We start from the raw sequence: 21851 nt of genomic DNA, 5'->3' as shown, positions 1-21851 counted from the left end.
GAGCGCGCAAAGCGCCCTTATTCGACCTCGGCCCGGCCCCAGCGCTGGTACAGGTTGAAGGCCGACACCCCGACGCAGATCAGGGCGATCACCAGCAGCACCCACCCCATCAGCGCCGTCTGGTCGCCGGCGGAGCCTTCCATCGCCGCGCGGCGGAAGGCGGCCATGGCGGCGCCGAACGACACCAGGCCGATGCCGCCCATCAGCATGAAGGCCCCGGCTTCGGCCAGGTTCACGCCCCGCTCGGGCGTCTCTTCCGCCTCGTGCCGCACGATAGGGCCCAGGGCGGCCTCGCCGTCTTCAAACAGGGCCTCGGCCGTTTCGTTCGTGGTTCCGGCGGCGGCCTCGCCGAACGTGCGCTGTTCCGGCGTCCACAGAGGACGAGCCTCGGTCGCCGCCTCGGCTTCGGTCAGCGGAGTCAGGACCAGGGGTTCGGGCGCGGCCGGTTCGATGACCAGCGGCGTCACCGGTTCGTCTGCGACGGCCGGCGCGGTGTCGATCTGAACCTCGGCCTGAGTTTCGACCTGGGCCTCATTCTGGGCCTCGGCCTGGGCGGCGCTGGCGGGGAACACCGGCTCGGTCGGCGGCTCGATATGGGTCGGCGCAGGCGTCGGCGTCTGGTCGACGTCATTGGCGGCTTCGACCGCCAGAGGCGAGGCCGGGCTGATCGCCAGGGGCGCCAGGCTGACGGCCGCTACGCTCTGTTGCGGCTCCAGCGACGGCAGCGGGCCGATCACGGCGGCCTGATAGGGCGAATAACGCTGGAACTGCGGATCCTGCGTCGTGGTCGCGGGCGTGGGGGGCGGCGGCGTCGGTTCTGCCAGAGGCGCAGGCTCCGCTTCGCCCAGCAGATGCGCCAGGGCGGCCGCGCGGGCGTCTTCCGATGCGCTCAGGGGCTGCGGTTCGGGCTGCGGCTCCGGCTCCGGCTGGGCCGACGACGCGGGCAGGGGAAGGGGCGCGGCCAGCAGGTCGGCCAGGGTCACCGGCGTCTCGGGCGCCGCGACGAACAGGGCGCGCTCGGCCGCGCGACGACGCAGGGCGGTTTCCGCGCCGGCCGGCTCGGGCCATCCGAACAGGGCGTCCGCGGCGTCATGGGGGGCGCCGGCGTTGATCCGCTCCAGCACGTCGGACGCCAGGAAGCGCTCGACCCCCAGGGAAAAGGCGAAACTGGCCAGGGCGTCGAACTGGTGCTGGTTCAGCGGCGTCTGAACCCGCTCATGCAGGGCCTTCACCACCGGCATCAGGTCGTATTGCAGCAGCAGTTCGGCGTCCGCCTCGCCGACGGTCAGCCCCTCACGCGCCGAGGCGGTGTGACCATAGCCGATCACCCAGCCGCCCTCGGGCCGCGCCACGGCCTGGGGCCGGAAGCCCTCGAAGCTCTTGATGAGCACGATCCCCTCGCGGGAGACCTTCATGCGGCTGGACGTGACGTCGGACACCTGGATTGACCCAAATCGAGACGGAATCGTTCGCCTCACAGGGGATGGAGCAAGCGCCGGGCCGCAACGACTACAGCAGAACCGCCGTCGCCAGGCCCAGGAAGATCAGGAAACCGAAAAAGTCTGTCGTGGCCGTGACAAACACCGCCGAAGACACCGCCGGGTCCTGTTTCAGCTTGGACAGGGTCAGGGGCGTCAGCACCCCGACCGTGGCCGCCACCAGCAGGTTCAGCACCATGGCCACGGCGATCACCGCCCCCATGCGCCAGTCCCAGGCCCACAGCCCCGCCGCCACCCCGATCAGGGGCGCCAGAACCAGGCCGTTGGCCAGACCCACCATCAGTTCGCGCACGAAGGTGCGTCGGGCGTTCGAGCTGTTCAGCTCGCGCGTGGCCAGGGCGCGCACCGTGACCGTCAGCGACTGCGTCCCCGCATTGCCGCCCAGGGCCGAGACGATGGGCATCAGCGCCGCCAGGGCCACGATCTGTTCGATGGTGGCGCCGAACCAGGCGATGACGCTGGCCCCCAGGGCGGCGGTGGCCAGGTTGATCACCAGCCAGGGCGCGCGGCCACGCACGATTTCCGGCACGGACGAGCCGCGGTCCTCGTCGCGCACGCCGGCCAGGCGCAGGATGTCCTCGCGGTTCTCTTCCTGGATGATGTTGACGATGTCGTCGACGGTGATCTGGCCCACCAGGCGACCGCCGTCGTCGATGACCGGCGCCGAGATCAGGTGGTATTTCTCGAAGACATAGGCGACCTCTTCCTGATCCTGATCGACGGCGATCTCGTTCACCGGCTCCATGATCTCGGTCAGGGCGGTCGTGCGCGGCGCGCGCAGCAGGCGGCTGATCGGCACGCCGCCGACCGGCCGGTTCATCGGATCGACCACATAGATGTCGAAGAACAGCTCGGGCAGGTCCTCGCCCTGGGCCCGGACGTGGTCGATGGTGTCGCCGACGTTCCAGAACTGGGGCGCGGCCATCACCTCGCGCTGCATCAGGCGGCCGGCGGTTTCTTCCGCATAGGCCAGGGCGTGTTCGATGGCGGCCCGTTCGACGTCGGGCATGGCGGCCAGCACCCGCTCGCGCTGGTCGTCCTCCATTTCCTCGACCACGGCGACGGCGTCGTCGGAATCCAGCTCCTGCAGAGCCTCGGCCAGGGTGCCGTGCGGCGCGCGCTCCAGCACCTCCTCACGGATGCCGTCGTCCAGTTCCGGCAAGGTCTCGGCCAGCAGGTCCGGCGGCAGCCACAGCACCGTCACCGCCCGATGTTCGGCCGTCAGAAAGCCCATCAGATCGGCCACGTCGGCCGGGTGCAGGTCTTCCAGCAGGCCGCGCAGCCGCAGCCCGTCGCCATCGTCGGCGGCGTCGACGACCTTTTCCACGAAGGCGGGCGTCAGGACATAGTCCTCGTCCAGCGCCTCATGCTCTTCGATCTCGATATCGGATTCGGGCAGGGGTGCGGTTGCGGTGTTGCTCACGCGGGGCCTCCCTGTCCTGTCGATCAGCTGTTCAGCCGATGAATCCGTCCTTCAAAGTCGATGGTGCGGTCGAGAAGACTCGAACTTCCACTCCGGTTAAGGAACAGCGACCTCAACGCTGCGCGTCTACCAATTCCGCCACGACCGCTCGCATCGGAGGCGCGGAGATAGCGGAGGCGGAACTGAAAGGGAAGTGGCCAGTGGCCGGCGGCCCTACGCCGCCCCCGCCATGAAATCATAAACGTCGGCCGGGCGCGTCACCGTGATGGCGATGCGGTCGTCGCGGATCTCGATCTGGCCGCGCGCCACGGGGTGGTTGTTGGCCAGAATCCACACTTCGTCGCTTTCCGAGGCGTTCAGCGGAATGACCGCGCCCCGGCCCATCTTCAGCAGTTGCGACATCGGCAGCACCGAACGGCCCAGCACGACGGACAGTTCGACATCGACGGCTTCGATCTGACTCATGCGCAACCCGACTGCAGAGATGATGACCGGGCAGGGACTTGCACGGCGCACTCTCCGACCACATTGAAGCGTCATGCTTTCCCAGCCGTTAAGCCCGCCCGTCGAATGGGCCGTTTCCACCGCCCCCGTCGGCTATGACGACGCGGTGGCGTTCATGGAGGCGCGCGTGGCCGCCATCGCCGAGGGCCAGGCGGCCGAGATGGTCTGGCTGCTGGAGCATCCGCCCCTGTACACCGCCGGGGTGTCCAGCAAGGACGCCGACCTTCTGATGCCCGACCGGTTTCCGGTGCATCGCACGGGGCGGGGGGGGCAGTTCACCTATCACGGGCCGGGGCAGCGGGTGGCCTATGTCATGCTGGACCTGAACCGGCGCGGGCGTGACGTGCGGGCCTTCGTGCGCGGGCTGGAGGGGTGGATCATCGGCGCGCTGGATCGTCTGGGCGTGCTCGCAGGGGTGCGCGACGGCCGTGTTGGCGTCTGGGTCGAGCGCAAGGGGGCGGGCTGGAGCCGCGAAGACAAGATCGCCGCCATCGGGGTCAAGGTGCGCCGCTGGGTCAGTTTCCACGGCGTCAGCCTGAACGTGGACCCCGACCTGGACCATTTCGCCGGCATCGTGCCGTGCGGCATCGCCGAACATGGGGTCACCAGCCTGCTGGACCTGGGCCTGACCGCCTCGATGGACGACGCCGACGCGGCCCTGAAGGCGGCGTTTCAGTCGGTGTTCGGCGAGGTGACCGAGGCCGCGCCGCCGGTCTGAGGCCTCAGTCGATGCGCGGGGCCTGATAATCGTGGCGTCCCGACCCTTTGGGCGAAGGGCCGTATCGGTTCGCCCCCTTCTTGCCCGGCAGTAATCCCAGCGAGATCACCAGCCAGATCGCCAGAGGGATGAAAGCTATTCCTACCAGTCCCAGCAAAAGCTGAGGCGTTGTCGGCGTGGCCGCCGGATCGATCTCGAACATTTGCGGCTGAAAGACCTGGATCGCCAGGAAGGTCAGATTGGCCACCATATAGACGAAGGGCAGAAGGCCGGGGCCGCTGCGGTCATGGGCGCGTTTCACAGACGCCGCCAGAATGGGCCAGAACAGCAGAGCCGCCAACGCCAACTGGATTTGGTGAAAGACCGGATGCTCTCTCAAGGCCGGGCCGAAATGCTCGGCGCCGATCAGAACAGTGGCCGCCGCGAAAGCCGCAACCGACTGCAAGATCGAAAAGCCGAAGCCGATCAGCCACCATTCACCGCGTCCGATGCGCCCCTTGAAGCTCAGCATCTCGGAAAAGGCGTTCGTCTTGGCCATGTCATCGTCCTCCCCCCATCACTGTGAAAGACGAGACTGGAAGCGGTCAAGCCGGCGGCGCGCCATAGCGGTTGAACGTCACCTGGCCCGGCCGCAGGGCCAGATCGGCCAGGGGCGCCAGCAGCAGGACGCCTAACGCCCAGCCGAACGGCGTCTCGCGCCAAATCCAGGCCGCAACCACGGCGCCCAATAGCGGCCAGATCCACCATCCGGCCCGGCCCCGGTCATGCAGCCGCTGCGCCGTCACGCAGGCCGCCAGATACAGCAGGATCGCCGCGACCAGTCGCCCGGCCCAAGACGGCGCATCCGGCGTCAGCAACATCAGGGCCGCCCAGCCCGCCGCCAAGGGCGCGAGGCCCAGCACGAACGCCCGCCGCCCGATCCGGCCGGACGCGGTCAGGTAAAGGTCGCCCAGCCGTTCGGCCGCGCTCACTCGAACTCCACCAGCACGTCGTCGGCGGCGACCGGGTCGCCCGCCTGGGCGCCGATGGTCTTGATGACGCCGTCGCGTTCGGCCTTCAGGATGTTCTGCATCTTCATGGCCTCGATGATGGCCACGGTCTCGCCAGTCTTGACCTCCTGGCCCACGGCGACGGGGATGGAGACGACCAGGCCCGGCATGGGCGACAGCACCTGTTTCGAGGTGTCGGCGGCCTGTTTCTCGGGCAGGCGGGCGTAAAGCTCGGCATGGCGGGGGCTCAGCACCCGCACGCGTGCGCGGGCGGCGCGGTGGCGGATGTCCCAGCCGTCGGCGGTCTTCTTCACCTCGGCGGTGAAGGGCTGATCGTCCAGCACGGCGCGGAACTGAGCCAGACCGGGACGCCAGTCGATGGCTTCCAGTCGCAGCGACCGATCCTGACCCGTCAGGTCCAGGATCAACGCCTCGTCGTCGTCATAGGACAGGCTGACGCCGTGCGGTTCGCGGTCGATCATCACGATCCAGTCGGTGCGGTCCGACGGATCGCCGGCCTGTTCGGCCGCGATCTCGTTCATGGCGCAGGCGGCGGCGATCATCTGGTCCGCCTGAGCCCGCGACGGCGTCAGGCCGTGGAAGCCGTCGGGGAATTCGTCCTGGATATATCGGGTGGTCAGGGCGCCGGATCGGAACCGGTCCTGGTCCATCACCGCCGACAGGAAGGGGATGTTGTGGCCGACCCCGGCCAGATGCGTGTCTTCCAGCGCCCGCGCCATGCCGTCGATGGCGCCGTCGCGCGTCGGCGCCCAGGCGCACAGTTTGGCGATCATGGGGTCATAGAACATCGACACCTCGTCGCCCTCGCGCACGCCGGAATCGTTGCGGACCGTGTAGTCGCCCTGATCGCCTTCCTCGGGCTGCTCATAGCGGACCAGTCGGCCGATGGACGGCAGGAAGCCGCGATAGGGGTCTTCGGCGTAGATGCGGCTTTCGATGGCCCAGCCGTCGATCTTCAGATCGTCCTGCTTGAACGCCAGGTGTTCGCCCCAGGCCGAGCGGATCATCTGTTCGACCAGATCGACGCCGGTGATCAGCTCGGTCACCGGATGCTCGACCTGAAGACGGGTGTTCATCTCCAGGAAATAGAAGGATTTGTCCTGGCCGGCGACGAATTCGACCGTGCCGGCGCTGTCATAGTTCACCGCCTTGGCCAGAGCGACGGCCTGGGCGCCCATCTCGGCGCGGGTCTTTTCGTCCAGCAGGGGAGAGGGAGCCTCTTCGATGACCTTCTGGTTGCGACGTTGGATCGAGCATTCACGCTCGAACAGGTGGACGACATTGCCGTGCTTGTCGCCCAGCACCTGAATCTCGATGTGGCGCGGATCGACGATGAATTTCTCAAGAAAGACCCGGTCGTCGCCAAAGGCGTTCAACGCCTCGGCCTTCACGACGGCGAAGCCCTCGGCCATGTCGGCGTCGCTCTCGGCCACGCGGATGCCCTTGCCCCCGCCGCCGGCCGAGGCCTTGATCATCACCGGATAGCCGATCTCACGCGCGATCCGCACGGCTTCCTCGGGTGTTTCGATCAGGCCCATGTGGCCCGGCACGGTCGAGACGCCCGCCTCGGCGGCGAATTTCTTGGACGTGATCTTGTCGCCCATGGCCTCGATGGCCTCGGGGTTCGGGCCGATAAAAGCGATTCCCTCGTCGCGCAGGCGTCGGGCGAAGCCGGCGTTTTCCGACAGGAAGCCGAAGCCGGGGTGGATCGCCTCCGCGCCCGTTTGCCGCACCGCCTCGATGATCCTGTCCGCCAGCAGATAGGACTGGGCCGCCGGGGCCGGGCCGATCAGCACCGCCTCGTCCGCCATCTCGACGGCCAGGGAGCCGGCGTCGGCCTCGGAATAGACCTGCACCGTCGCAATGCCCATTTTCCGGCATGTCTTGATGATGCGGACGGCGATCTCGCCGCGGTTGGCGATGAGGATTTTCTTGAACATGCGACAGCGGGCCCGACCGCCCCGCCGGTCGTGGCCGGGCCGCCCCGGATTAGGACGCGCATGGGAACGAGTAAACCCGGACGAACACGTCGCAGGCGTGCGGGCTTTGCAAGCGTGTCGTGGATGGGGTTTAACGCATGCCTGCAAGTAAGACCCCTCCCTGGAGCGATCCATCCTATGCTTCGACTGATTTCCGCCGCTTCCACCCTGGCCCTGACCGTCGTCGCCGGTGCGGCGCAGGCTCAGGACTTCCGCACCCTGGCCCGCCAGGATCTGCAGGCCGCCCATGATCAACTGCGCGACAACCACCCCGCCGCCGTGATTCCGGGCGCCGCCGGCGACCGTTTCCGCAGCTGGCTGGACGCCGGCCTGGCCGAGGCCCAGGGCAAGGCCGGTCAGGTCCAGAGTGGCGACACCCACGCCTATCTGATGCGTTATTACGCCAACGGCTTCCGCGACGGGAACATCGCCATCCGTCCGACCTACGAAGGTCTGGGGCCGTTCTTCGCCATCGCCTGGCCGGGCTTCACCACCCGCTGGTCGGGCAATCAGTATGAAGTCGCCTATGTGCGCCAGGGCCTGCGTGGCGCCCCGCCGATCGGTTCTGTCCTGGTGTCGTGCAACGGCGTTTCGGCCGAAGATCTGGCGCGGTCCAAGCTGGACCTGTGGGAAGGCGATCTGAACACTGAATCCGGCCGGGTGCGCACGGCGCCCTATCTGCTGTGGAACCGCAACAACACCTTCGCCACCGGCATGCCGCAGTTCTGCACCTTCCGTCAGGGCCGCCGCGAGCGCGAATATGAGCTGAAGATCCAGCCCATCGACGCGGCCCAGATCGAGGCCGCCTATCGTGGCGCCGTCTATACGCCCGGCGCCACCCCCCTGGCGATCGAGACGATCAACGGCCGCCCGTGGATCAATGTGCATTCGCTGGCGGACAACGCCGACTGGGCCGGCTTCTTCGGCCAGGTCGAAAGCCAGGTGCAGACCCTGCGCGGGCCCCAGGGCTTCGTGATCGATCTGCGCGGCGCCGAAGGCTCGTCGATGAATGCGACGGCGCGCGGCTATGGCCTGGCCAACCGCATCTGGACGCCTGAGTTCACCGCCCCGCGCCAGCCCGAGGCCGGAACCATCACCTATCGCGCCACCCCGGCCAACCGTCAGTGGTTCGTCGACACCCTGGCCCGCATGCAGGCCGATCCGCGCTTCGTGCAGGAATCGGCGTCGGTGATCGAACAGACGGCCGCCATCGTGGCCGCCTTCGACGCCGCCCTGGCCGCCGGCCAGCAGACCTTCGCCATGCCGGGCCGCCCCCTGGCCGAAGACACCGGCGCGGCCAACCCCGTTCAGGGGCCGGTGGTGGTGCTGGTCGACGGGGGTTGCACCGGCGGCTGCCTGGATGTGCTGGACATGCTGACGCGCCTGCCGAACGTGCGTCTGGCGGGTTCGACCACCGGCGTGGACTCGATCTTCATCGAGCCGACCGTGGTGCGCCTGCCGTCGAACTATGCGGACCTGAGCTATGGCCACAAGGCCTGGACCACCCGCCAGCGCGGCGACAACCAGCCCTATCAACCCGCGCAGGGCCTGGCCTACACCGGCAACCCGGCGGACGAGACCGCGGTGCGGACCTGGGTCGGCACGCTGTTCCAGTAAGATCGTCGTTCGCGACGACTGCGGGGCCGGGCAGGGTGGAACCCTTGCCCGGCCCTTCCTATTTCAGACGCATGACCCGATCCGCCGCCGGCTATGACCTGACCCCGCCGACCGAGGCCGAGCGCGATGCGCTGGAGGCCGCTCTGTCGCCCGAGGAAAAGCGCGTCCTGCTGGCGCACGGCACCGAGGCGCCGTTCTGCGGGACCTTGCTGGGCGAGAAACGCGCCGGCGTGTTCTGCTGCCGTCAGTGCGGCCTGCCCCTGTTCCGCAGCGCGACCAAGTTCGAGAGCGGCACCGGCTGGCCCAGCTTTACCCAGCCTGTCGATCCGGCCCATGTCCGCCCGGTGCGGGACGCCAGCTATGGCATGATCCGTATCGAGACCCGCTGCGCCCGCTGTGACAGCCATCAGGGCCATGTCTTCCCCGACGGCCCGCCGCCCACCGGCGACCGCTACTGCATCAACTCGGTCGCCTTGAGCTTCGTGCCAGAGGGGGAAGCCCTGCCGGACCCGCTGGGGCGCGGCGACGGCGCGGCCTGACACTCGGAAACCCTCGTTCTTGCCTGTGGGGCGTTCAGCGGCTAACCGTTGGGAAATTGCGATTTCGCAATTGATCGCCTTTCGGGAAGCGCTGCTGAGGGCGGCGCCGTGAAGAAATGGGGGGTGGGTGTGCGTGTTTTTCTGAGCTGTCTGGCCGCCGTGTGGGTGGCGCTGGTCGCTGCGCCTGCATCGGCGCAGGTGACCTATACGTACGTAACAGCGGCCAGCACGCCCGCCAATATCGAGACTCAGGTCACCTGCGTCGCGCCTGCCGTATGCGCGGCCTATACTCCGGGGGACGTGATCACCGTCAGTTTCACCACGGCGGCGCCGCTGGCGACCAATCTGGCGAACGCAGACATTTCGTTGTTGGTCACCGGCTACACCGTATCGGATGGTGTGCAGACCATCGTGCACACCGATCCGCAGGCGCGCCTGCATGATTTCCGCGTCACGACGAATGGCGCAGGTGCGATCACCTCGTCGAATATCGATATCTATCGTTGGCGTGGCGTCGTTGCCGCTGGTGCGTTCATCGACAACATCTTTCTGAGCAACAATGCGCCGGAAGCCTATATCAACGGTGTGTGCGCTGTGGTCGTGAACGGGCTTGCCGCGGCTAGTCCAGCCGATAGCTGTTCGGCTGGGGGCTATGATTCCAATCGGCTGCGGCTCGTCGGCATGGCTCCGGGGCCCTGGGTCATGTCCGTGGGACTTCCGACCGTCACGTCTCTGGCGCCGGCCAGCGGCAGCCTGGCGGGGGCGACCAGCGTCGTCATCACCGGCACCAATTTCGTCGGCGTGACGGGCGTGACCTTCGGCGGCGTGGCGGCGGCCAGCTATATCGTGAACAGCCCGACCCAGATCACCGCCGTGTCGCCGCCGGGCGCCGCGCTGGGCGCCGTCGATATTGTGGTGACCACCGGTTCCGGCTCCAACGTCAATACGCCCTCCGACGACTATAGCTACACGCCGGCCGTGGTGCCCACGCTGTCGGAGTGGGCCATGATCCTGCTGGCGCTGATCCTGGGCGCGGCGGCGGTCGTCACCTTGCAAAGACGTCGTCTCGCTGTCTGAGTTTTGACCAACCTCTCGCCGCAATCTGGTTTAGACTGGGCGGCGAGAGGAGCGCCTGCATGCTCATCAGCCTGATGATCCTGGCCGTGACGGTCATGGATGAACCGCAGTCGGTCATCGCGACGGCCCGCGCCGCCGTCGCGCCGCCCGTGGCCGTGGAAGCCCCGGTCGATGTCGCGCCTTCGGTGTTGCAGACCACCCTGGACACGGCCACACCGCACAATCTGACCACGGACCAGCAGATCGCCCGCTGGATCGACCAGCGCCAGCCCGGAGAGCCGGCCTTCGACAAGCCGGTCGGCCCCGTCGACGACCGCCGCCTGCACGGCGAGGTCTCGGCCGGCATCGGCACCGGCGGCTATCGTGATGTGGGCATGTGGGTTTCGATCCCGCTGGGCGACAGCGGGCGTCTGGACCTGTCGTTCGACCATACGGAAAACGGGCTGTTCCCCTATTCGCATGATCCGCGCGGGATGGACCGTTTTTATCGCGACCCGGACAGTCCTTTCCGCGTTCGCGACGCCGCCACGCGTTCGGACGCCTGGGACGAACGGATTCGCCGTCACCGCGCCCCGGCCCATCCGCCCACGGCGCTGGAACAGGACTGAAAAACAAAAGGCCCGGTCTGATCGACCGGGCCTTCGTCTTAGGTGGTGCCGCCGGGCAGGATTGAACTGCCGACCTCAGCCTTACCAAGGATGCGCTCTACCACTGAGCTACGGCGGCGAAATCTGAGGAAGCGGCCGTATAGCCAAAGGTCCGCCGGGGGGAAAGCCCCAAATCGCCTGCTTGCGCAAAAGTTTTGATCGGGCGACATGGCGGCATGACCGCGCCGCCCGAAAAGCCGGACCGTCCCGAGGGCAAGGCCCAGGATAAAGCCAAGGCCGAACGCGCCGCCCGCCTGGCCGCCGCACTTCGCGACAATCTGAAGCGCCGCAAGGCCGCCCGGCCGCCGGCGGACAGGAAGAGCAACTGAAAGTCATCGCCGACCGCTCTTTCGCATCGCCACGTGCGCTTGCTAGATAGCCGATCCGCCGAAGCACGCCGCTTCGTCGGCGCGTTTTAAGGATCACATGGACCGCATCGCCATCCAGGGCGGCGCCCAGCTGTTCGGCGAAATCCCGATCAGCGGCGCCAAGAATTCCGCCATCAAGCTGATGGCCGCCTCGATCCTGACGGATCAGCCCCTGCGGCTGACCAATATGCCGCGCCTGGCGGACACCAAATTCCTGGGCCAGTTGCTGCGCCAGTTCGGCATCACGGTCACCGAATCGGACGGGCCGGACGGCCAGCAGACCCTGTTCGACGCCAAGGCGATCACCTCCACCTTCGCCCCGTATGAGCTGGTGCGTCAGATGCGGGCCTCGTTCAATGTGCTGGGGCCGCTTTTGGCGCGCACCGGCCATGCGCGGGTGTCGCTGCCGGGCGGCTGCACCATCGGGGCGCGGCCGGTCGATCTGCATATCGACGCCTTGAGCCGTCTGGGCGCCTCGATCGAACTGGATGAGGGCTATGTCTCGGCCACGGCCCCGAAGGGCCTGCGCGGCGCCGAGATCGTCTTTCCCTTCGTCTCGGTCGGCGCCACCGAGCATGCGCTGCTGGCCGCGGTGCTGGCGAACGGGACCACGGTTCTGCGCAATGCGGCGCGCGAGCCCGAGATCGGCGACCTGGCCCGCTGTCTGATCGCCATGGGCGCGCGGATCCAGGGGCTGGACACCGATGTCCTGACCATCGACGGCGTCACCTCGCTGAACGGGACCGACTGGTCGGTCATTCCCGACCGGATCGAGATGGGCAGCTATGCCGTCGCCGCCGCCATGGCGGGGGGCGAGGTGCGACTGACCCACGCGCGCGCCGATCTGATCCAGGCCCTGACCGACAAGATGATCCAGGCGGGGGTCGAGATCACCCCCACCGACGACGGCGTCATCGTGCGGCGCGATCCGGCCCGGCGGCTGAAGGCGGTGGATGTGACCACCGAAATCTATCCCGGCTTCGCCACCGACCTGCAGGCCCAGTTCATGGCCCTGATGACCACGGCCGAAGGGACCAGCGTCATCCATGAGACCATCTTCGAGAATCGCTTCATGCACGCGCCCGAGCTGGCGCGGCTGGGCGCCGACATCGCGGTTCATGCGGGCGAGGCGCGCGTGAACGGGGTCGAGGTTCTGCATGGCGCCCCGGTGATGGCCACCGACCTGCGCGCCTCGGTCAGCCTGGTGATCGCGGGGCTGGTCGCCCAGGGCGAAACGACGGTGGGCCGCGTCTATCACCTGGATCGCGGGTTCGAGCGTCTGGAAGAGAAGCTGGGGGCCTGCGGCGCCCAGATCCGCCGCATCCACGGCGAGGACGATTCCGATGGCCACTGAAGAGGCCCCCGCCAAGACGCCTCCGACGCCGCTGCGTATGCTGGCGGCCGACGCCGACGATCTGCAGATCATGTCGGCCGCGCTTCAGGACTCCATCCTGCGGCCGGTCGATATCGTGTGGGAGAAGTCGGCCCGGCGGGTGACCATCGCCCTGTCGCGCTTCTGCTGGGAATGCGGCGGCACGCGGGTGATGGCGGCCATGCAGTTCGGCGACGTCCAGGCGGTCAAGAGCCGGCGCCTGCCGCGCGGCCCCGAATCGGCGCTGGAGCTTCTGGCCATCGACTTCGAGCCGGTCGAGGCGCCGGGCGGCCGTGTGATCCTGATGTTCGCCGGCGGCGGGGATCTGCGCATCGACGTGGAATGCCTGGACGCCGTGGTCACCGACCTGTCGGAGCGCTGGCCCGCGCGGGTGGCGCCGGCCCATCCTGAACAGGCGCCGCAAGAGACGGTGGCCGAATGAACGGGGGCGAGCACCGCCTGGCCTCGGTGACGCTGGACGCCGCCAGCCTGCCGGCCGCCTCGGCCGAGGTGGAGCATGAGCGCCGCGTGGCGGTGTTCGACCTGGTCGAGACAAACAGCTTCGAGCCGGTCGGCGCCGAAGGCGGCCCCTACGCCCTGACCCTGTCGCTGCAGGACAGTCGGCTGGTGTTCGATGTCGCCGGACCCGGATACGCCCGCGCGCACGGCCTGTCGCTGACGCCTCTGAAGACGGTGCTGAAGGACTATGGCCTGATCTGCGACAGCTATTACCAGGCCCTGCGCGGGTCTTCGCCCAGCCAGATCGAGTCGGTCGACATGGGCCGGCGCGGCATGCACAACGAAGGCGCCGAACTGCTGCGGAACCGGCTGGACGGCAAGATCGCCATCGACCACGAAACGGCCCGGCGCCTGTTCACCCTGGTCTTCGCCCTGACCCGGCGTTGAGACCATTGACGCCGCGCCTCGACTTTTGCGCGGTTTTCCGGCATTAGCGCGCCTCTTCGCCCCCGGCGCCCGCCCGGCCGGGGTCGTTGTCGTATCCCAAGGGCGTGAGAGGCCGCATGGCTAAGGAAGAACTGCTGGAGTTTCCGGGCGTGGTCAGCGAACTGCTGCCGAACGCCACCTTCCGCGTGACGCTGGAAAACGACCACGAGATCATCGCCCACACCGCCGGCAAGATGCGCAAGAACCGCATCCGCGTGCTGGCCGGTGACAAGGTGCTGGTCGAGATGACGCCCTATGATCTGACCAAGGGCCGCATCACCTATCGCTTCAAGTAAGGGCGCAGACGCCATGACGCGTCCGCCCCTGGTGCTGGCTTCGGCCAGCCCGCGCCGGATCGAACTTCTGGCGCAGATCGGGATCGTTCCCGACCGCATCGACCCCGCCGACATCGACGAGACGCCGCTGAAGGCCGAGACGCCGCCGCGTCTGGCCGAACGTCTGGCGCGGACCAAGGCCCAGGCCGTGGCCGCCCGGTCGCCCGGCGCGGTCGTGCTGGCCGCCGACACCGTGGTCGCCGTGGGCCGCCGGTTCCTGGAAAAGGCCGCTGACGAGGCCGAGGCCGCGCGCTTCCTGCGCCTGCTGTCGGGGCGCAATCACCGGGTCTTCACCGGCGTGGCCGTGGTCGCCGACGGCCGCACCACCACCCGCGTCAACGAAACCCGCGTGACGTTCAAGGTTCTGTCCGAAGCCGAGATCGCCGCCTATGTCGCCACCGGCGACTGGCGTGGCAAGGCGGGCGGATATGGCATCCAGGGCCCGGCCGGGGCCTTTGTGCGCCGTATCGTCGGCAGCCACCCCTCGGTCATGGGACTGCCGTTGTACGAGGCCGCGCATCTGCTTGAAGGCGCGGGCTGGCGCCGGTGAGCGGCGAGATCGAAGCCTTCCTGGACGACACGCCGGGCGAGGTGCGGGGCATGGTCGCCCGCGACGGCCGGTTCGAGCGCCTGATCATCCAGCGCGAGGACGACCCGCCCCAGCATCGCCTGGGCGCGCGCTGCGTCGGGCGGGTGATGGAGGTCGAGGCGGGCTATCGCGCCGCCTTCGTCGATCTGGGCGTCGAGAATGCGCCGGGCTTCCTGCCGCTGACCAAGGCCGCGACCGTCAGGGAAGGCGACCGGATCGAGGTTCAGGTCACGGCCGAGCCGCGCGAGCGCAAGGGGCCGACCTTACGCCTGACCGGGCCGGGGCAGGGAGCGCCGCGCCTGCTGGCGCCCGGGCCGGAGGTGTCGGCGCTGTTGGCCCAATGGGCGCCGGGCGTGGAGGTCCAGACCGGCCTCGCCGCCATCCAGGCGTCCTGGGACGCCGAGGAGGAGGCCCTGGGCCAGGGGGACTTCTTCGCCGAACAGGGCATCGATCTGGCGGTCCAGCGCACCCGCGCCCTGATCGCGGTCGATATCGACTATGCCCACCTGCCGGGCCGCGACGCGCGCAAGGGACGCGAGCGGGCGAATCGCGAGGGGCTGAAACACGCCGCCCGCCTGATCCGCCTGGCCCACTGGGGCGGACTGGTCGCCATCGATCTGGTGGGGGCGAACCTGAACCCCGACGCGGTCATGACTGCCGCGCGTTCGGCCTTTGACGGCGACGGGCCCGTGTTCGGGCCGCTGAGCCGGTTCGGCCTGCTGCAACTGGCCCTGCCTTGGGGGCGTACCCCGATCGAGGATCGGCTGAACGACCGCGACCGGCGGCCCAGCGAGATGACCCGCGCCATAGACCTGACCCGCCACCTGCGGCACGCGCTGCTGTCCGACACCACCGTGGCCCGGTTCACCGCCGTCTGTTCACCGCAGGAGGCGGCGACCGCGGCGCCGTTGATCGCGCGGCTGGGCCTGCGCGCGGCGTTGCGGGCCGATCCGTCTGTCGCGCCGGGCCGGTCGGACATCGTGGAGGGCTGAAGATGGCGAACTGTCCGATCTGCAAGAAGGCGCCGCCGGACCCGGCCTATCGCCCCTTCTGCTCGCGCCGCTGCGCCGATGTGGACCTGCAGCGCTGGCTGTCGGGCGTCTATGCGGTTCCGGGCGAGCCGGTCGAGGATTCGCCCTCGGATCACGAAGAGTGAAACGGGCGCTGGACAAGGCTGGGGCCGCTCGCCTATAGACCCCGCTCCCGCGAGCAGATGCGGCGCGCCTGGGTAGCTCAGTTGGTAGAGCAGCGGATTGAAAATCCGCGTGTCGGTGGTTCGAATCCGCCCCCAGGCACCATCTTTTCCGGCCTCATGTCCCATTCAGACGAGGCCGTTTTTCCTCAAACCTGGTTCGACGACGACGTATCTTTCCGCGTCTGGCGTCTGGCGCACGGCTTGTGCGTCGCGCTTGCGCGATTGATGGAATGGTTTTCATCATAATGTCGCGTTTGGCGGCGATTTATTGCCGCATCGCCAGTGTTTCTACTGGTGGGCGAAAAGGCGCATTGCGCACTTGACGCTCTGGTATGCGTTCTTCAAAGGAAGCTCGACCGCTTCCCAAAGGGCGAACGGGCGATGGCGTATGGAATCACGGTTCCGGGCGTTCATCGACCGGTCCGGGCGCTTCAACGCAACCGGACGCACGAGGTAGGCGTTTCTCTGGGCCTGGTCTTCGGGCCGGTCCAGTGAACGATTTTTCATTCACGGGCGGTCGTCCATTCGGGCGGACGTTCATGGGTCCACTGAGTCAGACCAAAGCAAGCAGGAACTGGCGGAAAATGCTCACGAAGAAGACCAACATCATTCTCGCCCTGGCCGGCGCTGCCGTCCTGATGGCGGGCTCGCCGGTTCTGGCTCAGGCCCCGGCCGCTCCGGCCCCGGCCGCCGCGACCACGGCCGCCCCGGCCGCTGAAACCTCGGCCCCGGCTGCTCCGGCCGCCGACGCCGACCCGCAAACCGTTGCCGAAGCCACCGGCGGCGGCAGCGGCGAAAGCATCACCCCGATCTCGATGTTCGTGCACGCGACCCTGGTCGTGAAGGTCGTCATGATCGGCCTGCTGCTGGCCTCGGTCTTCACCTGGACCCTGCTGCTGATCAAGATGTTCGAGTTCGGTTCGCTGAACCGCTCGACCGACCGCTTCCTGGAAGCCTTCCGCGGCGCCCGCACCATCGCTGACATGCGTCGTGTCGCCACTTCGGACGAGTTCGACGGCAACCCGCTGGCCGACATGGCCGCCGCGGCCACCGAAGAAGTCGAACTGTCGCGTCAGTCGGGCCTGTCGGTCACCGGCGAACACCGCGACTCGACCATCGGTCGCGCTCAAGCCGCCGTCGCCGCGGTTCAGTCGGGTCTGGCCAAGCGCCTGTCGGGCGGCCAGCAGTTCCAAGCCTCGGTCGGTTCGTCGGGTCCGTTCATCGGTCTGTTCGGCACCGTGTACGGCATCATGAACTCGTTCATCGGCATCGCCGAATCGAACACCACCAACCTGGCCGTCGTGGCTCCGGGTATCGCCGAGGCCCTGCTGGCCACCGGCATCGGCCTGTTCGCGGCCATTCCGGCGGTTATCATCTACAACTACTTCAACACCCGCATCTCGGCGTACGGTTCGCGCTCTGACGGCTTCAGCGCCGAACTGCTGAACGCTGTCTCGCGTCAGCTCGACAAGGGGGCGTAAGCAGCATGGCCGCCAAACTCAGCGGTGGCGGCGGCGGGAAGTATCACGTCGAACAGAACAGCGAGATCAACGTCACGCCGTTCGTCGATGTGATGCTGGTGCTCCTGATCATCTTCATGGTGGCGGCTCCGCTCGCCACCGTGTCGGTGGAGGTGAAACTTCCCCGGGCCGTGGCCCCCCCGCAAACCAACCCGCCCAAGCCGATCTACATTTCGATCCAGGATGATGGCGATGTTTACATCGGCGACTTCCGGACCGACGTGAATTCGATGGGCACGGAGCTGACTTCGCAGATCGGCCGGCGCAATCCGGCGGACGAGCGGATCTATATCCGCGCTGACCAGCAGACCCGCTATGGCGACTTCATGCAGGTCATGAACGCCTTGCAGGACAACGGCTTCTATTCCGTCGCCCTGGTCGGCGAAGACACGTCGCTTCAGTAGAGGGTGAGCAATGACAGACGTTGAATATCATCGCTCTCGCTACGACGCGCCGCGCGGAAAAGGGTTCATGGGCGTCAAGCCCTCGACCTGGGTGCTGAGCTTCTTCCTGGTCTGCGTGCTGTTCGCTGTCCTGCTGTTCTATCTCCAGCAGGCGAAGTTCAAGCTGCAGGTGTTCGAGTACTCGGACGACAGCGTCGACGTGGAGCTGGTGGAACCCATCCCGCCGCCTCCGCCGCCGCCGCCGCCTCCGCCGCCGCCGACCGACACGCCCCCGCCGCCCAAGCTGCAGGTGCGTGAGCCGGTGGTGACGCCGAACGCGCCGCCGCCGCCGGTCACGGTGAACGTCGAGCCGACCAAGAAAGACGATCGCGTCGAGTATACCGGTCCGCCGGCCAACATCCCCGGTCCGCCGCCGCCGCCGGCCCCGCCGGCTCCGCCGCGCCCGTCGGTCATCACCAACCCCTCCTGGTCGCGCCGCCCTGCCGCGGACTTCCCGGAACGGGCCCAGAGCCGCGGCATCGAGTCGGGCTATGCGGTGGTGAACTGTCAGGTGAACGCCAACGGTTCGGCCTCGGATTGCCGCATCGTGGAGGAAAGCCCCAGCGGCGCCGGTTTCGGTGCGGAAGCCCTGCGTGCCATGCGCTCGGCCCGCCTCAACCCGCAACAGGTCGACGGCGCCGCCGTTGGCGCTCGGGTGCAGTACCGGATGAGCTTCCGTCTCGACTAAGAGCCGGATCGCTCAAATGCCTTCCAGAACGCCCCGGGTTTCGGCCCGGGGCGTTTTCTTTTGGGCCCGTGTCGCGCTAGCCTTGCGATAAACCCTAGCTTCGAGGAGCCCCATCATGCGCCGGCGTCTTGCATCGCCCCTTATCCTGGCTGTCCTGAGCGCCACGACTGCGCTGGGGGGCTGCGCCTATAACGAAGCCCTGGGGCGCAACCAGCTGATGATCGTCGATGAATCCTCGATGCTTCAGTCCTCGAACGCCGCCTGGCGCGAGGCCATGACGACCCAGAAAATATCGCGCGACGCCACCCAGAATGCGCGGGTCCGGCGTGTCGGCGACCGGATCGTCCAGGCGGCGGGCCTGGGCGGAGTGGCCTGGGAGTATGCGGTCTTCGAGGAAGGGGCGGCCAACGCCTTCGTCCTGCCGTCGCGCCAGATCGGTGTGACCCAGAGCCTGCTGCGACTGGTTCAGAACGACGACCAACTGGCGGCGGTGATCGGCCACGAGGTCGGCCACGTCGTCGCCCGTCATGCGGCGGAACGCTATTCCAGCAGCGCCCTGGCCAGTGTCGGCGTCGAAGTGGCGCGCGGCGTGGCCGGCGATTACGGCAGTCAGGCCGGCACGGCGGCGGGAGTCTTCGCCCAGTACGGCGCGCTGCTGCCCTTCTCGCGCCGCGACGAGTTGGAGGCGGATCGCCTGGGCGTCGACTATCTTCAGGCCGCCGGCTATCGCCCGTCCGAAGCCGTCGCGCTGTGGCGTCTGATGTCGCAGGATCGTCAGGCGGGCCTGCCCGAGTTCGCCTCGACCCACCCATCCGACGCCACGCGGATCCAGGCGCTGGAGCGCTATATCGGCGAACGCGGCTGGCGCTGAACCTTTATTGTACGCGCCCGCTTGATCGACGCCGCCAAGATCGTTAGACAGCGCCTCTCGCGCGGATAGCGCCGCCTTAGCTCAGCTGGTTAGAGCGCCGGTTTGTGGAGCCGGAGGTCCTCAGTTCAAGCCTGAGAGGCGGTACCATCCTTCCCACGGTCCCAGGTCCATGGTTTCTGGCCCACGGTCCCTGGCTTCGAGCGGTTCCGTGGCCTCGTCGCGATCCTCGACCCGACTTAAGAGGCTTGCGGCCCAACGACCGCCTGGGTCTGTTCGCGCGCGCGGCGCAGCAGGGTCGCCGGGCCGTTCAGCGTCGACAGGGCCGCCACCGCCGCCGCATAGCCGGCCTGGACCGGCGCGTCGTAGGTCTTCCAGTCGCGGATATCCATGCCTTCGGGAGTCGGCTGGATCAGCAGGTCGGTGATGCTGCGGGACGCCTCGATCTCGGCGTCGGTGGTCAGGGTGGCCGAGCGCATCAGCACCGCCACGATCGGCGGCCCCTTCTTCCACGCCCCCGACACCAGCCAGCGCAGCCACGACGGATTGTGCAGCGAGGCCGGATCGACGCCGCGCGTCTGGGACACGTCCGAGCCGATGATCGGGCCGCTGTTGATCTGGCGCATGATCTCGGCGGGGAAATTCTTCAGCACGGCGCCGTCGACCAGAACCTGATCGTTCATCACCACCGGCGGCATGACGCCGGGGATGGAGATCGAGGCCCGCATGGCCTGGCGCAGCAGACTTCGGCGGTGAATCTGCACCTGGCCGCTGGTCAGATTGGACGAGGTGCAGAAGAAGGGCAGGGGCATGTCTTCGATCAGCAACTCGCCATAGGCCTCCTGCAACAACCGCTCGACCTTGCGCGCCCGGGTCATGGCCACGATCGGAAAGGCGATGTCGGACAGGGGATCGGATCGGACGAAGGCGTGGCGGATGCGGGCGTCCAGTTCGTCGTCGGTCCAGCCCAGGGCCGGGCCGGCGCCGATCACTGCGCCCATCGAGGCCCCGCCGACGAAGTCGAACGGCACGCGCGCGTCATGCAGCGCCTGCACCACCCCGATGTGGGCATAGGCCCGCGCCCCGCCGCCCGAGAAGACCACCCCCACCGATGTGCCGGTGACGACACGGGCGATGCGGGCCGCATCGGGGGCCGAATCCTCGGCCGCATGGAACCAGCGGGCGGGGTCCAGCCCATCCAGCCAGATCCGGGTGTTGGCCGGCCGCTCCATCCGCGCATCGCGCAGCAGGATCAGGTCGGGCCGGCGATGCGCCTCGTCCGGCCCGGTACGGCGGGGCGTCGCGGCGGGCGGGGCCAGCAGGGGGTCGCCGATCACGAAAACCCGATCCACCTGACGCTCGCACAGGGCGGCCCAGGCCGGTTCGTCCGCCTCGGCGACGTACAGCACATAGTCGTGGGCGTCCTCGACCCGCGAAAACCACTCGGCCGCCGAACTCAGCGCCGAATGGTCGATGATGCGACAGGTGAAGCCCATGGCCTGAATGGCGGCCCCCACGCGTTCGACAAAAGCGCGCACCGGGCGGTGGCGCGCGCCGATGAAGCCGAACACGCTGGGTTCCGCCGCACCCGAGCGCCGGTCGCGCGCCCGCTGGATCATCAGGCGCGACAGCTCGACCATCAGGTCCGGCTCGGTGCGGGCGGCCTCGAAGAAGGCGTCGCGCGGCAGGGCCAGGATCTCGCTGTCCCTCAGGGCCACCACGCTGGCGGTATGGGGCGCATCGGCCAGCATGGCCATTTCGCCCACCGGCTCTCCGGGGCGCACCACGCCGATGAACTGGCTGGGCTGGCCCGGCTCGTGCCGGAACACGCCCAGGCGCCCGCTGCGCACCAGATAAAGGGTGTCGGCCGGATCGCCTTCATGAAACAGCGCCTCGCCTCCGGTCAGGGCGAACCAGCTGGCGCGGTCGATCATCCGGCCCTCGAACACCCGGGACAGGGCGGCTTCCAGGGTGTCGGTGCGGGGCGGGGTCATCGGTCCCTGTATCGCCCTTCCGCGCGGGCGGGGGAAGGGTTAGGGAAGGGCCATGCCCAAGCTGACCTCCGCCATCGACCGAAACAGCGAACGCTTCGCCGCCCTTGACGCCCACAACCGCGCCCTGGCCGACGACCTGCGCGCCCGCGTGGCCAAGGCGGCGCTGGGCGGGCCGGAAAAGTCACGCGAACGCCATGTGGCGCGCGGCAAGCTGTTGCCTCGCGACCGGGTCGAACGGCTGCTGGACCCCGGCTCGCCGTTTCTGGAGGTGGGCCAGCTGGCCGCCAACGGCATGTATGGGGACGAGGCGCCGGGCGCGGGCATGATCTGTGGCGTCGGCCGGGTCTCGGGCCGCGAGGTGATGATCGTCGCCAACGATCCGACGGTGAAGGGCGGCGCCTACTTCCCGCTGACGGTCAAGAAACACCTGCGCGCCCAGGAGATCGCCGAGCAGAACCGCCTGCCCTGCGTCTATCTGGTCGATTCGGGCGGGGCCAATCTGCCGCACCAGGCCGAGGTGT

25 protein-coding genes and 4 tRNA genes are annotated in these 21851 nt (G+C 68.1%); 20 read left to right on the top strand and 9 right to left on the bottom strand.

Features of this window, described 5'->3' with window-relative positions; all coding sequences use genetic code 11:
• Positions 1–17 precede the first annotated feature (17 nt).
• The 4 genes from Q0581_RS06515 to Q0581_RS06500 all read right to left on the bottom strand — a co-directional run bounded on the left by Q0581_RS06515 (position 18) and on the right by Q0581_RS06500 (position 3387).
• Positions 18–1439, bottom strand: coding sequence for a glycoside hydrolase family protein (locus Q0581_RS06515; protein WP_298698747.1), 1422 nt, complete (start codon positions 1437–1439; stop codon positions 18–20).
• Positions 1440–1509: 70 nt separating this feature from the next.
• Positions 1510–2922 carry a magnesium transporter gene (gene mgtE, locus Q0581_RS06510; RefSeq protein ID WP_298698745.1) on the bottom strand — a complete coding sequence of 471 codons (1413 nt, stop codon included), beginning with the start codon at positions 2920–2922 and terminating at the stop codon, positions 1510–1512.
• Between the two features lie 61 nt (positions 2923–2983).
• Positions 2984–3070: transfer RNA gene (locus Q0581_RS06505), tRNA-Leu, on the bottom strand.
• Positions 3071–3135: 65 nt separating this feature from the next.
• Positions 3136–3387 carry a FliM/FliN family flagellar motor switch protein gene (locus Q0581_RS06500; RefSeq protein ID WP_298698744.1) on the bottom strand — a complete coding sequence of 84 codons (252 nt, stop codon included), beginning with the start codon at positions 3385–3387 and terminating at the stop codon, positions 3136–3138.
• 73 nt (positions 3388–3460) lie between these two features.
• Here Q0581_RS06500 and lipB point away from each other — a divergent pair, with 73 nt between their 5' ends.
• The gene (gene lipB / locus Q0581_RS06495) at positions 3461–4144 is read left to right on the top strand and encodes a lipoyl(octanoyl) transferase LipB (RefSeq protein ID WP_298698742.1); all 684 of its coding nucleotides are present in this window, start codon (positions 3461–3463) and stop codon (positions 4142–4144) included.
• A 4-nt stretch (positions 4145–4148) separates the two neighbouring features.
• Here the strand turns inward: lipB and Q0581_RS06490 are convergent, their stop codons facing one another.
• Genes Q0581_RS06490 through Q0581_RS06480 form a run of 3 tightly spaced genes read right to left on the bottom strand, consistent with a single transcriptional unit; the run spans position 4149 to position 7094 of the window.
• Complete coding sequence (locus tag Q0581_RS06490) at positions 4149–4682, bottom strand: DUF805 domain-containing protein (protein ID WP_298698740.1); 534 nt, start codon at positions 4680–4682, stop codon at positions 4149–4151.
• A 46-nt stretch (positions 4683–4728) separates the two neighbouring features.
• Complete coding sequence (locus Q0581_RS06485) at positions 4729–5115, bottom strand: DUF805 domain-containing protein (RefSeq protein ID WP_298698738.1); 387 nt, start codon at positions 5113–5115, stop codon at positions 4729–4731.
• Positions 5112–7094 (bottom strand): acetyl/propionyl/methylcrotonyl-CoA carboxylase subunit alpha, encoded by a 1983-nt coding sequence (locus Q0581_RS06480; RefSeq protein WP_298698737.1) that lies wholly within the window; start codon positions 7092–7094, stop codon positions 5112–5114. The genes Q0581_RS06485 and Q0581_RS06480 overlap by 4 nt, the downstream gene beginning before the upstream one ends.
• Positions 7095–7271: 177 nt before the next feature.
• On the opposite strand from Q0581_RS06480, the gene Q0581_RS06475 reads away from it, so the two are divergent.
• From Q0581_RS06475 to Q0581_RS06460, 4 genes are all read left to right on the top strand, one after another.
• Positions 7272–8750 (top strand): hypothetical protein, encoded by a 1479-nt coding sequence (locus tag Q0581_RS06475; RefSeq protein WP_298698735.1) that lies wholly within the window; start codon positions 7272–7274, stop codon positions 8748–8750.
• A gap of 71 nt (positions 8751–8821) precedes the next feature.
• A complete protein-coding gene (msrB, locus tag Q0581_RS06470; protein WP_298698733.1) occupies positions 8822–9289 on the top strand; it encodes a peptide-methionine (R)-S-oxide reductase MsrB in 468 nt (155 codons plus the stop codon).
• Between the two features lie 108 nt (positions 9290–9397).
• A complete protein-coding gene (locus Q0581_RS06465) occupies positions 9398–10366 on the top strand; it encodes an IPT/TIG domain-containing protein (RefSeq protein ID WP_298698732.1) in 969 nt (322 codons plus the stop codon).
• Positions 10367–10425: 59 nt separating this feature from the next.
• Positions 10426–10974 carry a hypothetical protein gene (locus Q0581_RS06460; RefSeq protein ID WP_298698730.1) on the top strand — a complete coding sequence of 183 codons (549 nt, stop codon included), beginning with the start codon at positions 10426–10428 and terminating at the stop codon, positions 10972–10974.
• Positions 10975–11017: 43 nt separating this feature from the next.
• Here the strand turns inward: Q0581_RS06460 and Q0581_RS06455 are convergent.
• A tRNA-Thr gene (locus tag Q0581_RS06455) sits at positions 11018–11092 on the bottom strand.
• A gap of 97 nt (positions 11093–11189) precedes the next feature.
• Between Q0581_RS06455 and Q0581_RS06450 the strand changes: the two genes are divergently transcribed.
• From Q0581_RS06450 to Q0581_RS06385, 14 genes are all read left to right on the top strand, one after another.
• Positions 11190–11342 carry a hypothetical protein gene (locus tag Q0581_RS06450; protein ID WP_298698728.1) on the top strand — a complete coding sequence of 51 codons (153 nt, stop codon included), beginning with the start codon at positions 11190–11192 and terminating at the stop codon, positions 11340–11342.
• A gap of 97 nt (positions 11343–11439) precedes the next feature.
• Positions 11440–12735, top strand: coding sequence for a UDP-N-acetylglucosamine 1-carboxyvinyltransferase (murA, locus tag Q0581_RS06445; protein ID WP_298698726.1), 1296 nt, complete (start codon positions 11440–11442; stop codon positions 12733–12735).
• Entirely contained in the window at positions 12725–13195 is a 471-nt protein-coding gene (locus Q0581_RS06440; RefSeq protein WP_298698724.1) for a DUF2948 family protein, read from the top strand. The genes murA and Q0581_RS06440 overlap by 11 nt, the downstream gene beginning before the upstream one ends.
• Positions 13192–13659: a UPF0262 family protein gene (locus Q0581_RS06435; RefSeq protein ID WP_298698722.1), complete on the top strand. Its 468-nt coding sequence runs from the start codon at positions 13192–13194 to the stop codon at positions 13657–13659. The genes Q0581_RS06440 and Q0581_RS06435 overlap by 4 nt, the downstream gene beginning before the upstream one ends.
• Before the next feature lie 116 nt (positions 13660–13775).
• On the top strand, positions 13776–13994 hold the full coding sequence (gene infA / locus Q0581_RS06430) for a translation initiation factor IF-1 (protein ID WP_003164348.1): 219 nt from the start codon (positions 13776–13778) through the stop codon (positions 13992–13994).
• A gap of 13 nt (positions 13995–14007) precedes the next feature.
• The gene (locus tag Q0581_RS06425; protein WP_298698720.1) at positions 14008–14583 is read left to right on the top strand and encodes a Maf family nucleotide pyrophosphatase; all 576 of its coding nucleotides are present in this window, start codon (positions 14008–14010) and stop codon (positions 14581–14583) included.
• Positions 14580–15614, top strand: coding sequence for a ribonuclease E/G (locus Q0581_RS06420; protein ID WP_298698718.1), 1035 nt, complete (start codon positions 14580–14582; stop codon positions 15612–15614). Before Q0581_RS06425 ends, Q0581_RS06420 begins: the two co-directional genes overlap by 4 nt.
• A 2-nt stretch (positions 15615–15616) precedes the next feature.
• Entirely contained in the window at positions 15617–15778 is a 162-nt protein-coding gene (yacG, locus tag Q0581_RS06415) for a DNA gyrase inhibitor YacG (RefSeq protein ID WP_298698716.1), read from the top strand.
• Between the two features lie 66 nt (positions 15779–15844).
• A tRNA-Phe gene (locus Q0581_RS06410) sits at positions 15845–15920 on the top strand.
• 481 nt (positions 15921–16401) lie between these two features.
• Entirely contained in the window at positions 16402–17298 is an 897-nt protein-coding gene (exbB, locus tag Q0581_RS06405; protein WP_298698714.1) for a tonB-system energizer ExbB, read from the top strand.
• 5 nt (positions 17299–17303) lie between these two features.
• On the top strand, positions 17304–17741 hold the full coding sequence (locus Q0581_RS06400) for a biopolymer transporter ExbD (protein ID WP_298698712.1): 438 nt from the start codon (positions 17304–17306) through the stop codon (positions 17739–17741).
• A gap of 10 nt (positions 17742–17751) precedes the next feature.
• Positions 17752–18468, top strand: coding sequence for an energy transducer TonB (locus Q0581_RS06395; RefSeq protein ID WP_298698710.1), 717 nt, complete (start codon positions 17752–17754; stop codon positions 18466–18468).
• A 115-nt stretch (positions 18469–18583) separates the two neighbouring features.
• On the top strand, positions 18584–19339 hold the full coding sequence (locus Q0581_RS06390; RefSeq protein ID WP_298698708.1) for a M48 family metallopeptidase: 756 nt from the start codon (positions 18584–18586) through the stop codon (positions 19337–19339).
• Positions 19340–19409: 70 nt separating this feature from the next.
• Positions 19410–19486, top strand: a tRNA-His gene (locus tag Q0581_RS06385).
• A gap of 89 nt (positions 19487–19575) precedes the next feature.
• On the opposite strand, the gene Q0581_RS06380 is transcribed toward Q0581_RS06385, so the two are convergent.
• Complete coding sequence (locus Q0581_RS06380; RefSeq protein WP_298698706.1) at positions 19576–21330, bottom strand: patatin-like phospholipase family protein; 1755 nt, start codon at positions 21328–21330, stop codon at positions 19576–19578.
• 52 nt (positions 21331–21382) lie between these two features.
• On the opposite strand from Q0581_RS06380, the gene Q0581_RS06375 reads away from it, so the two are divergent.
• Positions 21383–21851 (top strand): carboxyl transferase domain-containing protein (locus Q0581_RS06375; protein ID WP_298698704.1); only part of this gene is annotated, 469 nt, incomplete at its 3' end.

Source organism: uncultured Brevundimonas sp., assembly GCF_937863155.1.
Taxonomy (GTDB): domain Bacteria; phylum Pseudomonadota; class Alphaproteobacteria; order Caulobacterales; family Caulobacteraceae; genus Brevundimonas.
The sequence above is the reverse complement of the archived record's forward strand: the minus strand, read 5'-3'. Positions and strand labels throughout refer to the sequence as shown.